11 protein-coding genes and 1 tRNA gene are annotated in these 11,609 nt (G+C 68.9%); 1 reads left to right on the top strand and 11 read right to left on the bottom strand.

The window, feature by feature from the left end:
* Positions 1-182: 182 nt before the first annotated feature.
* The 10 genes from KOF26_RS02375 to KOF26_RS02330 all read right to left on the bottom strand — a co-directional run bounded on the left by KOF26_RS02375 (position 183) and on the right by KOF26_RS02330 (position 7,551).
* A complete protein-coding gene (locus KOF26_RS02375) occupies positions 183-1,505 on the bottom strand; it encodes a methyl-accepting chemotaxis protein (protein ID WP_216319318.1) in 1,323 nt (440 codons plus the stop codon).
* 173 nt (positions 1,506-1,678) lie between these two features.
* Complete coding sequence (gene rplL / locus KOF26_RS02370) at positions 1,679-2,059, bottom strand: 50S ribosomal protein L7/L12 (protein ID WP_216319315.1); 381 nt, start codon at positions 2,057-2,059, stop codon at positions 1,679-1,681.
* Positions 2,060-2,103: 44 nt separating this feature from the next.
* Complete coding sequence (gene rplJ / locus KOF26_RS02365; RefSeq protein WP_216319312.1) at positions 2,104-2,625, bottom strand: 50S ribosomal protein L10; 522 nt, start codon at positions 2,623-2,625, stop codon at positions 2,104-2,106.
* Positions 2,626-2,875: 250 nt separating this feature from the next.
* Positions 2,876-4,405: a hypothetical protein gene (locus tag KOF26_RS02360; RefSeq protein WP_216319309.1), complete on the bottom strand. Its 1,530-nt coding sequence runs from the start codon at positions 4,403-4,405 to the stop codon at positions 2,876-2,878.
* On the bottom strand, positions 4,402-5,250 hold the full coding sequence (locus KOF26_RS02355) for a class I SAM-dependent methyltransferase (protein ID WP_216319306.1): 849 nt from the start codon (positions 5,248-5,250) through the stop codon (positions 4,402-4,404). The genes KOF26_RS02360 and KOF26_RS02355 overlap by 4 nt, the downstream gene beginning before the upstream one ends.
* Before the next feature lie 122 nt (positions 5,251-5,372).
* Positions 5,373-6,077 (bottom strand): 50S ribosomal protein L1, encoded by a 705-nt coding sequence (gene rplA, locus KOF26_RS02350; RefSeq protein WP_216319303.1) that lies wholly within the window; start codon positions 6,075-6,077, stop codon positions 5,373-5,375.
* A gap of 4 nt (positions 6,078-6,081) precedes the next feature.
* Positions 6,082-6,513, bottom strand: a complete 432-nt coding sequence (gene rplK / locus KOF26_RS02345; protein ID WP_216319300.1) for a 50S ribosomal protein L11 — start codon at positions 6,511-6,513, stop codon at positions 6,082-6,084.
* Between the two features lie 80 nt (positions 6,514-6,593).
* Positions 6,594-7,133 (bottom strand): transcription termination/antitermination protein NusG, encoded by a 540-nt coding sequence (gene nusG, locus KOF26_RS02340; RefSeq protein WP_216319297.1) that lies wholly within the window; start codon positions 7,131-7,133, stop codon positions 6,594-6,596.
* A gap of 10 nt (positions 7,134-7,143) precedes the next feature.
* Complete coding sequence (gene secE / locus KOF26_RS02335; RefSeq protein WP_216319294.1) at positions 7,144-7,341, bottom strand: preprotein translocase subunit SecE; 198 nt, start codon at positions 7,339-7,341, stop codon at positions 7,144-7,146.
* Between the two features lie 134 nt (positions 7,342-7,475).
* Positions 7,476-7,551: transfer RNA gene (locus KOF26_RS02330), tRNA-Trp, on the bottom strand.
* Between the two features lie 114 nt (positions 7,552-7,665).
* On the opposite strand from KOF26_RS02330, the gene KOF26_RS02325 reads away from it, so the two are divergent.
* Positions 7,666-9,780, top strand: coding sequence for a malate synthase G (locus KOF26_RS02325; RefSeq protein WP_216319291.1), 2,115 nt, complete (start codon positions 7,666-7,668; stop codon positions 9,778-9,780).
* Positions 9,781-9,913: 133 nt separating this feature from the next.
* Here KOF26_RS02325 and KOF26_RS02320 read toward each other — a convergent pair whose 3' ends face one another.
* Positions 9,914-11,593 (bottom strand): L-lactate permease, encoded by a 1,680-nt coding sequence (locus KOF26_RS02320; protein ID WP_216319288.1) that lies wholly within the window; start codon positions 11,591-11,593, stop codon positions 9,914-9,916.
* Positions 11,594-11,609: the final 16 nt, after the last annotated feature.

Here is an 11,609-nt window from a genome sequence, read left to right as displayed (position 1 = left end):
CCCTGATCCGCCTCCAATTCGTCGCGATCCGTGGCGCAGGGCGGATCGTGTCCCGGAGGCGGGCCGGGGTGGCCGAACGCGCGTGAAGGACTCAGGGGCGCAGCTCGACCGGGAATGATTGGATGTGGGCTATATAGACCCGATTCACGAAATGGAAAGACCCCCTGTGGCGGGGGCCGTCGTCAGGCGGCGCGGATGTCCCGGACGAAGGCGCGCACGCGCTGCCCCAGCCGGCCGGCATCCTCCGCCAGCCGGCCGGCCAGGCCATGCATCTCGCCCGAACTTTCGGCAGCGGCCACCGCGACCTGCCCGATGTGGACGAGATTCTGCCGCACCTCGGCATTGGCCTGAGCCGCCTGCGCGACGTGATCGGAGAGGAGGCGCATCGTCGTCGCCTGGGCGCCGATCGCGGTATCGACCGAACGGGCGACCGCGTCGACCGTCCCGATTACCCGCTCGATCGCCTGGTGGCCGCCGCGCACGCGATCGGCGGCGGTGCCGATCTCGGCGATGCGGGCAGTGATGCGGTCGGTGGCCTCGCGGGTCTGGCCGGCGAAGCTGCGGATCTCGCGGGAGATCACCGCGAAGCCATTGCCGTCGCCGCCGACCCGCGCGGCCTCGATCGCGGCGTTGACGGCGAGCAGCCGGGCGCGCGAGGCGATGGTCCGCATCAGCGCCAGCGTCTCGGCGATCGCGCCGGTGGCGGCGCCGAGTTCGGCGGAACTGCGGTTGCCCGCCTCGACCAGCTCCATCGCTTCGCTGGCGGCGAGCTTGGCCGCGTGCGTCTCCTCGCAAATATGATCGACCGCGTGAGCGAGCGCCCGGCTGGTCGCAGCGAGACCGTCCATGCCGTCGCTGGTCTGGCGGCTGGCAGCGGCGACGGCGCCGGCATGGCCGCTATTGGCGCGCGCCCGCTCGGCGGTGGCCGACGCCGTGCGCGCCACCGTGTCGGCGATCGCGGAGAGCGCCTCGGCCAGCGCGTCCGCCTCGGCCTCGAAGCGGGCGCTGGCCTGCTCCATGCGCTCCAGCCGGGCGGCGCGCTGGCGGACCAGCTCCGTCTCGCGCTCGGCGGCAAGCCGGATCAGGGTGCGGTTGGAGAGCACGCCGCGCAACCGGCCATTGGCGGTGAGGATCATGCCTTCGGTGCCGTTGGCGCGGGCATAGGCGTCGAGCAGCTCGGCAAGCGCGAGGCGGCTGTCGCCGATCGGACAGGGGCGGATCAGCGGCGCGAGCGAACGGCCGAACCCGGGATTGCACAACAGGGCATGGCCGAAGGGATTGAACAGGATCGAGCGGATATTTCGCTCCATCACCGCCCCGATCGGCCGGCCGGCTGCATCCACCACCGGCAGCAGCCTGAGGTCCGGATGATCGCGGAACATGTCCAGCGCCTCGGCGAGCGGCGCGTCGGCCCTGACCGCGCATCGCTCCCCGCCCGGTTCACAGAGCGTGACGATCTCCGGCTCCGACGCGGGAGGCGGCGAGAGGGAGGGGGCGCTGGCCATGGCCCCGCCCTAGGAGGCGGACGGTAAACGCCAGTTCAATTTCTCGTGACATTGGCATGACGCAGTGATGACCAGGGCGGATTTCGGCCGATCCCGAACGGAAAGGGGCGGCCCGTCGCCGGACCGCCCCTTCCTTGCCCTCACGGGCGCTGTCGTGATCGAAGAAAGATCGATTACTTCAGCTCGACGGTGGCGCCAGCCTCTTCGAGCTGCTTCTTGATCTTCTCGGCCTCGTCCTTGTTCACGCCTTCCTTGACGGCCTTCGGCGCGCCCTCGACCAGGGCCTTCGCCTCGGTCAGGCCCAGGCCGGTGATGGCGCGGACTTCCTTGATCACGTTGATCTTCTTGCCGCCGTCGCCGGTCAGCACGACGTCGAACTCGGTCTTCTCTTCGGCGGCCGGGGCACCGGCGCCGCCGCCGGCGGCCGGCGCGGCAACGGCCACGGCGGCAGCGGCGGACACGCCCCACTTCTCTTCGAGCAGCTTCGAGAGCTCGGCGGCCTCGAGGACGGTGAGCGCGGACAGGTCGTCGACGATCTTCTGCAGGTCAGCCATTTAAATCACTCCGATAAAATATTGAATTTGGGTCGAAAAGATAATCAGGCGGCTTCCTGGTCCTTGTCGGCATAAGCCGCAAAGACACGGGCGAGCTGGCCAGCCGGCGCCTGGACGATCTGCACCACCTTGGTCGCGGGCGCCTGGATGAGGCCCACGATCTTGGCGCGCAGCTCGTCGAGCGACGGCATGGTTGCGAGCGCCTTCACGCCGTTCGCGTCGAGGACGGTGGTCCCCATCGCGCCGCCCACGATCTCCAGCTTGTCGTTCGTCTTGGCGAACTCCACCGCCACCTTGGCGGCGGCGACCGGATCGAGAGAGGTCGAAAGCGCGGTCGGCCCGGTCAGCAGATCGCTGATCGAGGCGTAATCCGTGCCTTCGGCGGCAATGCGGGCGAGGCGGTTCTTGGCCACCTTGTAGCTGGCGCCGGCCTCACGCATCTTCACGCGCAGCGCAGTGGACTGCGCGACGGTGAGCCCGAGGTTCCGCGTCACGACGACGACGGCGGCCTCGGTGAAGGTGCGGTTGAGCTCTGCGACCAGCTCGGACTTCTGAGCGCGATCCATGCCCTACTCCACTTCATTCGCGCGCACGGACCATCCGCGCGCGCGGCCACGTTCCGAAGGGGAGGGTCAACGGCCCGGAATGCCCGATATCGAAATCGGAGCGGCGGACCCGAAGGCGTCGTCCCTGCCAGGCAGGCGCGACGCCGGAAACACTTCCCCGCCTAGGCGGGGAATTAAGTGGGGCATATTCCCCACACCCGCTGTCTCGGACGGTAGACGGTGGCGCGCATAGCGGAAGCGGGGCGGGAGGTCAATCCGGCAGCACGGCGCCCATCGCCTTGTCCAGCGAGCTGCCGCGGGTGTTGATGCCCATCCATGCGTCGACGACCGCGCCGATGTCGAGTGCCACGCCGCTCAGCGTGCGGATGCGGTCGCAGTAGATTTTGCCGAGCAACCCGCCGGCGACGATGAACACCGCGCCGGGAAAGGGCACGTGCAGCGTGGCGAGGATGCGGTCATAGACTTCGGGGAAATGCCGGCCACGGTCCGCCGCCTCCCGCGCGCGGCCCAGGCGACTTTCGCCGGGAATGTCGTAGCTGGCGGTGACGGCGATGCCCAATTCCTTCGCCAGCCGTGCGGCCAGCTCCGGATGAGGGCTGATCACGCCGAGAAAGTCGAGCCCGCCGAGCAGGCGGCGCAGGAAGGGATCGGCCTCGTTCAGCGGATAGGTGAACAGGGCCTCGGTGAAATGCGTGGCGCCGTTCTTCCCCAGCAGGTTGGCGACGTGCGTTTCCAGCACCGCGCAATATCCGAAGTGATTGGGATCATTGAGGAATCGCGCAACTGACGCCAGCCCGAGCAGGTCCGCATGGCCGATCGCCGTATCGAGCTGCCGCGCGAGCCCGGCCAGCCGATCCGCGTCGACGGCGGCGATGTCCTGCCCGAACCACATCGACCAGATGCGCCGGACCAGCGTGCGGGCCTCGTCCTCGCCGAGCCCGGCGCGGAGATGGCCGTGCACGTAGAGCAGGAAGCGCGCCTCGCCGTCGCCGAGGCGTATCCACGAGAAAGGCCTCCGCGCCGCGATCCGCTCCGCCAGCAGATCGGACAGGTCGGCGAGGGGCACCCAGCGGCCGGACGCCTCGCGGGCGCGCGGCACGGCGAGCAGCGTTTCGGGATCGAAGGCGGCGGCGAGCCTGGCGTGGGCGGCGAGGCTTGCGACCGCCGCGTCCCGCTCGGCATCGGCCAGCGCAATGCCGCCGCCCGCGGCCAGCGCGGCGAACTCGCCGAGGAACAGGGTGTCGCGCGCGCCGCGCTCATAAGCGGCGGCGAAGGCCGCATAGGCGAAATCCGGTCGCCCCGCCGCCGACAGGCGCCGGCCGGCGGCGATCATCGCGCCCGCGTCGCGACAGGGCAGGGCGATCGCCGCGCGGAGCAACGCCATCGCCGCCGGCTGGTCGCCGGCATCGGCCTCCATCTCGGCGAGCTCCAGCAGCATCGCCTGCGCCCCGTCCGGCATGACGCGGAGCAGCCCGCCGCGATACCAGCGGCGCGCGCCGTCGCGGTCGCCCAGCGCCCGCAGCCGCCGCGCATAGGCGAACTGAAGCGGCGCGATCGGCGCGTCGGGGGCCAGCCCACCGGCGAGCAGATCGCGCGCCTCGGCCTCCATGCCCCAGCTGGCGAGCAACTCGCCGGCGCGGACCAGCAGATGCGGGTTGCCATGCGCGTCACGGATGGCCTCAGCGATGCGCGCGCGTGTTGCTGGCCCGCCGCGCTCTGCCTCGGCCAGCGTGCGCCATGCCGCGCCGATCGCGAGCAGGGCGCGCGGAAAATCGCTCAACGCCACCATCGCCGCCGGGGGGAGGGAGGGGAGGCCGGCGGCTGCCCGGGCTGCGAGAAGATCGCCGCGCGCGCTGAGGCTTCGCCCAGATCGTGCCAGTCATCCGTCCGCGTGGCGAGACGGGCGACGGCGGCATCGTCGCGAAACGCGAAATAGATGCCGCGCTGTCTGAAGTTCGCGCCGGCGGGATCGCCATTGTGCGGATGATCGCGGTAGAAGACCCGGCCGAAGCCGCATTCCCGCAGCAGCCACCACATGCAATGCGGGTTCGGGCCCCACCAGTTGGTGGCGTCCTGATTGAGCGTGTCTGCCGGGTAGAAGATCATCGCCGGGCGCGTCACGTCGAGCGCGTCATGGTGGGTCTCGACGATCATCAGGTCGCGCGCGCAGCCCGCAATCTGGCGGGTGAGCGTCGGCGCATCGAACAGGTGATAGAAGACGCCGAGGAACAGCACCACGTCGAAGCGGCCGACGCTATCCGGCGTGATGAGCGGCACGTCGATCTGCCGCCCCTCAACCCGCGAGCCGAGCAGGCGATGGGCGAGATCGAACGGGCGGCGGCCATGTGTCCAGTCCAGGCTCCAGACATGATGATCCGTGGCCACGACCCGCGCCGCGCCGCGCCGTTCGGCGTCGAACGCCATATAGCCGTTCCACGTGCCGATATCGAGCACGTCGCGCCCGGCGAGCGACAAGGGCGCGAAATAGGCGTCCGCCTCGGCGGTCACGACCGCTGGGGTCTTGACCCCCTTCGCCGCGAGGCCGCCGCCGAAATCGAAGCTGTGCCACCAATGGAGCGCGTCCAGTTCGGCCTGGCGTTCGGCGAGATTGGGAGGGGCTTGCATGCGCGGCCAATTCCTTTCTCCCCGGCCGAGCCGCCCTCTTGTGCCGGACAAGCGCCGAAACGAAAAGGGGCGGCAGGCCATCGGCCCGCCGCCCCCGTTTCCGTGGCGATGGAAGCGCGCGCTTACGCGCCCGCCACCGTCGTCGTGTCGATCTTCAGACCCGGGCCCATGGTGGAGGAAACCGCCACCTTCTTGACGTACTTGCCCTTGGCGCCCGACGGCTTGGCCTTGACCAGCGCATCGAGCAGCGCGTCGAAATTGGCGCGCAGGTCCTCGGCCGGGAAGCTCGCCTTGCCGATGCCGGAATGGATGATGCCGGCCTTCTCGACGCGATACTCGACCTGACCGCCCTTGGCCGCCTTCACGGCCTCGCCGACGTTCATCGTCACCGTGCCGAGCTTCGGGTTCGGCATCAGGCCCTTGGGGCCCAGCACCTTGCCGAGGCGGCCGACCAGGCCCATCATGTCGGGCGTGGCGATGCAGCGATCGAAGTCGATGGTGCCGCCCTGCACGGCTTCCAGCAGATCCTCGGCGCCAACCACCTCGGCGCCGGCCGCGCGGGCCTCGTCGGCCTTGGCGCCACGGGCGAACACGCCGACGCGGACGTCCTTGCCAGTGCCCTTGGGCAGCGTCACGACGCCGCGGACCATCTGGTCGGCGTGGCGCGGATCGACGCCCAGGTTGACGGCGACCTCGATCGTCTCGTCGAACTTGGAGGTGGCGTTCTGCTTGGCCAGCGCGATCGCCTCATCCACCGCATAAAGCTTCTGGGTGTCGACGGAGGCCTGGGCCTTCTGCTTCTTCGTGAGAGTCCTCGGCTTCAGCATTGGATCAGCCCTCCACCACTTCGAGGCCCATCGCGCGGGCGGAGCCTTCGATCGTCTTCGTCGCCGCGTCGATATCCGCCGCGTTCAGGTCGGCCATCTTCGCCTGGGCGATCTCGGCGAGCTGCGAGCGGGTGATCTTGCCGGCCGAATCCTTGCCCGGCGCCTTGGAGCCGGACTTGAGGCCGGCGGCCTTCTTCAGCAGGAAAGAGGCGGGCGGCGTCTTGGTGATGAACGAGAAGCTGCGATCGGCATAGACGGTGATCACCGTCGGGATCGGCATGCCCTTCTCGAGTTCCTGCGTCTGGGCGTTGAACGCCTTGCAGAACTCCATGATGTTGACGCCACGCTGACCGAGCGCGGGGCCGATCGGCGGGGACGGCGTGGCGGAGCCAGCCTTCACCTGCAACTTGATGTAACCCGTAATCTTCTTCGCCATTGTCTACTCCATTGGCTTAGCGGTGCTGGCGGCGGGGCCGAGGCCCTGCCTCCCGCGGATATCCCGGCCTGGGGCCGGAATTACTTGACGCGCTCGACCTGCTCGAACTCCAGTTCGACAGGGGTGGCGCGGCCGAAGATCGAGACGGCGACCTTCACGCGGCTGCGATCGAAGTCCAGCTCCTCGACCAGCCCGGAGAAGCTGGCGAAGGGGCCTTCGAGCACGCGGACATTGTCGCCGATCTCGTAATCGACCTTGACCTTCTGCTTGGGCGCGGCGGCCGCGGCCTCATCCTTGGTGTTGAGGATGCGGGCGGCTTCGGCCTCGCTGATCGGCTGCGGCTTGCCGGAGGAGCCGAGGAAGCCGGTCACCTTGGGGGTGTTCTTCACCAGGTGGTAGACGTCGTCGTTCATCGCCAGCTTCGCCAGCACATAGCCGGGGAAGAATTTGCGATCCGACGTCACCTTCTTGCCGCGACGGACCTCGGTGACCTTCTCGGTCGGCACCTCGACGGCTTCGACGAGCTGTTCGAGGCCGAGGCGCTGGGCGTCGGCGAGGATCTGCTCGCGCACCTTGTTCTCGAAGCCGGAATAGGCGTGGATGATGTACCAGCGCGACATGGGGGAACCCTTAGACGAGGAGCGCGAAGATGGCCTCGCGCACCTTGCTGAACAGAAGGTCGATACCGAAGAAGAACACGCCGAGCATGGTCGTCATGATGAGCACCATCACGGCCGTCATCATCGTCTCCTTGCGCGTCGGCCAGGCGACCTTCTTGGTCTCGGCCTTGACCTGCAAGACAAACTCGCCGGGTGAAGTCTTCGCCACGTAGCACCTTCCTCAACGAGGCATCAGCCTCAAACAGGCAATAGGCCGCGAGCGGCATCCGGTCCATCCCGGCGCCGCTCCGGCCTGGTCGCCCACTATCCTTGTCCCTGGCAGGCCACCCCCTTGGCAGGGAGTGGCAGGAGTGGAGGGATTCGAACCCCCGGCCCTCGGTTTTGGAGACCGATGCTCTACCAGCTGAGCTACACTCCTCCGGGGTCCGGAGAGGGGCGCACATAGCGAGCGCCGCGCCGGATGGCAAGCGGGTGGGCACGACGGCGTCCACCCCCTATGTGCAGCCGCACAGATGCGGCGCGGAGGTGGAAAATGGCGGATTCGACGGGAATGACGGAGCGGGCGGGGCTGAAGCTGGCCGAGGCGCTGGCCGATTTCATCGAGGCGAAGGCGCTGCCCGGCACCGGGATCGCGCCTGACGCCTTCTGGTCCGGCATGGCCGCCATCTATGCCCGCTTCGTGCCCGAGAATCGCGCCCTGCTCGCCACGCGCGATGCCATCCAGGCCAGGATCGACGCCTGGCACGAGGCCCGGGCCGGCCAGCCGATCGACATGACCGCCTACCAGGCGTTCCTGCGCGAGATCGGCTATCTGGTCGATCCGCCCGCGCCATTCGCGATCACCTCCGAAGATATCGACGACGAGGTGGCGCGCACCGCCGGGCCGCAGCTGGTCGTGCCGGTGCTCAACGCACGCTTCCTGCTCAACGCCGCCAATGCCCGCTGGGGCAGCCTTTACGACGCGCTCTACGGCACGGATGCGATTCCCGGCGCGGCGGCGGGCGGGGGCTATGATCCCGCCCGCGGCGCCGCGGTGATCGGCTGGGCCAAGGCCTTCCTCGATCGCGCCATACCGCTCGCCGAGGGATCATGGCGGGAGTTCGCCGGCAGCGACGTGCCGGTGCTCGCCGACCCGGCCGGCTTCGTCGGCCGCAACGGCGACAATCTGCTGTTCCGCCACAACGGCCTGCATATCGAGCTGGTTATTGATCGCGCCCATCCGATCGGCGCCACCGACCCGGCCGGCATCGCCGATGTCGTGCTGGAAGCGGCGCTGACCACCATCGTCGACCTCGAGGATTCGGTCGCCGCCGTTGATGCCGAGGACAAGGTGGCGGCCTATGCCAATTGGCTGGGGCTGATGAAGGGCGACCTGGAAGCGCGCTTCAGCAAGGGCGGCCGCGAGCTGACGCGCACCCTTCACGCCGATCGCAGCTACACCACTCCCGACGGCGGCACGCTGATGCTGCCGGGCCGAAGCCTGCTGTTCGTGCGCAATGTCGGCCACCTGATGACCACCCCGGCCGTCCGCCTGCCCGATGGCGAGGAGGCGCCGGAGGGCATCCTCGATGCGATCGTCACCAGCCTGATCGCGCTGCACGATCTCAACCGCACCGGCCGCTTCGCCAACAGCCGCACAGGCTCGATCTACATCGTCAAGCCGAAGATGCATGGGCCGGACGAGGCGGCCTTCTCCAATCGCCTGTTCGATGCCGTCGAGGACATGCTCGGCCTCGCCCGCCACACCATCAAGATCGGGGTGATGGACGAGGAACGGCGCACGTCGGCCAATCTCGCCGCCTGCATCGCGGCCGTGAAGGGGCGACTGATGTTCATCAACACCGGCTTCCTCGATCGCACCGGCGACGAGATGCACACGTCGATGCGCGCCGGCGCCATGGTCCGCAAGGGTGCCATGAAGGCATCGGAGTGGATCGCGGCCTATGAGGACCGCAACGTCCAGATCGGCCTCGCCTGCGGCCTGTCCGGCCGCGCCCAGATCGGCAAGGGCATGTGGGCGGCGCCCGGTCGCATGGCCGACATGCTCGACCAGAAGATCGGCCACCCTCGCTCCGGGGCGAACACTGCCTGGGTCCCGTCACCGACGGCCGCGACATTGCATGCCACCCATTATCACGATGTCGACGTCTTCGCCCGCCAGGCGGAGCGCGCCGCCGAGCCGGTCGCGTCGCTCGACCGGCTGCTCACCGTGCCCCTCGCCGAGGGCCGCAACTGGTCGCCGGACGAGGTGCGTGACGAGCTGGACAACAATGCACAGGGCATATTGGGTTATGTCGTGCGCTGGGTGGATCAGGGTGTCGGCTGCTCCAAGGTGCCGGACATCCACGATGTCGGCCTGATGGAGGATCGCGCGACGCTGCGCATCTCTTCCCAGCACATGGCCAACTGGCTTCTGCATGGCGTGACGACGGCGGACGAGGTGGAGGCGGCGCTGCGCCGCATGGCCGCCAAGGTCGATGCCCAGAATGCCGGCGATCCGCTCTACCGGCCGATGGCCGGGCATGAGGCGGACAGCCTCGCCTTCCAGGCGGCGCGGGCGCTGGTGTTCGAGGGGCTGGAGCAGCCGAACGGCTATACCGAGCCGCTGCTCCACCGCTTCCGGGCAAGGGTGAAGGCGCAGGGCTAGGGGCGGCGAGCCCCTGACCCCTTCACATCGTCACTGTGTATTCTCTCCAGGCTCCAGCCGCCGACTCCGGAACCGGTGGCTGGGTGGATGCCCGACAAGCCGGTCCCTGAACTCGTCGGGGAGCCGGGACGCCTCATCCCGCGGCCAGCGTGAAGGGCCACACATAGGCCATCAGCATCACCACGCAGCCGACCAGCGCGCCCAGCACGAGGCTGTGCACGAACACGTAGCGCAGGATGCGGCTTTCCTGGCCGAACCATTGGGTGGCGGTCGAGGCGACGACGATGCTCTGGGCGTCGATCATCTTGCCCATCACGCCACCAGAGCTGTTCGCCGCCGTCATCAGCGTCGGCGACAGATAGAGCTGTTCCGCCGTCACCTTCTGGAGGCCGCCGAACAGCACGTTGGAGGCGGTGTCCGATCCGGTCACCGCCACCCCCAGCCAGCCGAGCAACGTCCCGAAGAAGGGGTAGAAGAAGCCTGTCGTCGCGAAGGCGAGGCCCATCGTCGCGTCAACGCCGGCATAGCGGGTGAGGTAGCCGAGCGCGAGCATCGCCGCGATCGTCAGCAGCGACGGCATCACCGTCCGGAACGCGCCGGCATAGGTGCGCGCCACCTGCGCCGGCGGCACGCGCAGCAGCGCGCTGGACAGCAGCCCGGCGAGCAGGATCGCCGTGCCGGTGCCGGTGAGGATGTTGAAATTGTAGATGGCGGGCTCGGCGGCGGGCGCCGTCACCACCGGCGGCACCCGCTGCACGAGCTGATCCAGCCCGGAGAAGACGATCTGCGGGCGGAAGATGCCGTCCAGCGCCGCCTTGGTGAAGGGCAGCCCCCACAGGAAGATCAGCACGGTCAGGATCAGCCACGGCGCCCACGCCATGGCGAGCTGGCTGCGTCCAACGGCGGCCGCCGCCGGCCCCTCGACATGCTCGATCTGCTCGACCGGCGGTGCGCGCTCGTCGCCCTTGCTGAGCGGCGCTTCGTTGACGTGCATGATCGTCGCCGGCTGCCAGAAGCGCAGCAGCAAGGTGACCGCGCCGATCGAGACGATCGCCGAGCCCACCGCCGCCAGCCACGGCCCGTGCAGGTTGGAGATGGCGAGCTGGGTGACGGAGAAGGCCACACCCGCCACCAGTGCCGCCGGCCACACCTCCATCGTCCGCCGCAACCCGCAATAGGCGACGAGCAGCCAGAACGGCACGACCAGCGCGAACGGCGTCATCTGACGCCCGATCAGCGCCGACAGGTCCTCCACCGGCAGCGCGGTGACGGCGGCCAGGGTGACGATCGGCGTGCCGAGCGCGCCGAACGCCACCGGCGCGGTGTTGGCGATCAGCGACAGGCCGGACGCCTGCAGCCGCGTGAAGCCGAGCCCGATCAGCATCGCGCCCGTCACCGCGACCGGCGCGCCGAAGCCCGCCGCGCCCTCGAAGAAGGCGCCGAAGCAGAAGGCGATGAGCAGCAGCTGGATGCGGCTGTCTTCGGTCACCCGCGCGATGGAATCGCGCAATATGTCGAACTGGCCGCGCTCGTTGGTGAGCTTGTAGAGGAAGATGATGTTGAGGATGATCCAGCCGATCGGAAACAGGCCGTAGGCGGCGCCGAATGCCGCCGCCCAGCCGGCGAGCTGGACAGGCATGCCGAAGCCGATGATCGCCACCGCCAGCGCCGTCGCCAGCCCGGCCAGGGCCGCGATGTGCGCGCGCATATGGAAGATGCCGATGCCGCTCAGCAGGACCACGATCGGCAGCGCCGCCACCAGGGTCGACGCCGCCTGCCAGTGAAACGGATCATAATCCTGCGACCAGATCATTCGTGTCTTCCCCCCC

Source organism: Sphingomonas quercus, from assembly GCF_018863195.1.
Classification (GTDB): domain Bacteria; phylum Pseudomonadota; class Alphaproteobacteria; order Sphingomonadales; family Sphingomonadaceae; genus Solisphingomonas; species Solisphingomonas quercus.
Note: the sequence above shows the minus strand (reverse complement) of the source record. Positions and strands in the feature narration are given on the sequence as shown.

Excerpts from the sequence above, each read along its gene's own strand:
- KOF26_RS02325 (WP_216319291.1), top strand. The coding sequence starts at position 7,666 with ATGGCGGATTCGACGGGAATGACGGAGCGGGCGGGGCTGAAGCTGGCC.
- KOF26_RS02355 (WP_216319306.1), bottom strand. The coding sequence starts at position 5,250 with ATGCAAGCCCCTCCCAATCTCGCCGAACGCCAGGCCGAACTGGACGCG.
- rplJ (WP_216319312.1), bottom strand. The coding sequence starts at position 2,625 with ATGGATCGCGCTCAGAAGTCCGAGCTGGTCGCAGAGCTCAACCGCACC.
- rplL (WP_216319315.1), bottom strand. The coding sequence starts at position 2,059 with ATGGCTGACCTGCAGAAGATCGTCGACGACCTGTCCGCGCTCACCGTC.
- KOF26_RS02375 (WP_216319318.1), bottom strand. The coding sequence starts at position 1,505 with ATGGCCAGCGCCCCCTCCCTCTCGCCGCCTCCCGCGTCGGAGCCGGAG.
- nusG (WP_216319297.1), bottom strand. The coding sequence starts at position 7,133 with ATGTCGCGCTGGTACATCATCCACGCCTATTCCGGCTTCGAGAACAAG.
- KOF26_RS02320 (WP_216319288.1), bottom strand. The coding sequence starts at position 11,593 with ATGATCTGGTCGCAGGATTATGATCCGTTTCACTGGCAGGCGGCGTCG.
- rplA (WP_216319303.1), bottom strand. The coding sequence starts at position 6,077 with ATGCTGAAGCCGAGGACTCTCACGAAGAAGCAGAAGGCCCAGGCCTCC.
- rplK (WP_216319300.1), bottom strand. The coding sequence starts at position 6,513 with ATGGCGAAGAAGATTACGGGTTACATCAAGTTGCAGGTGAAGGCTGGC.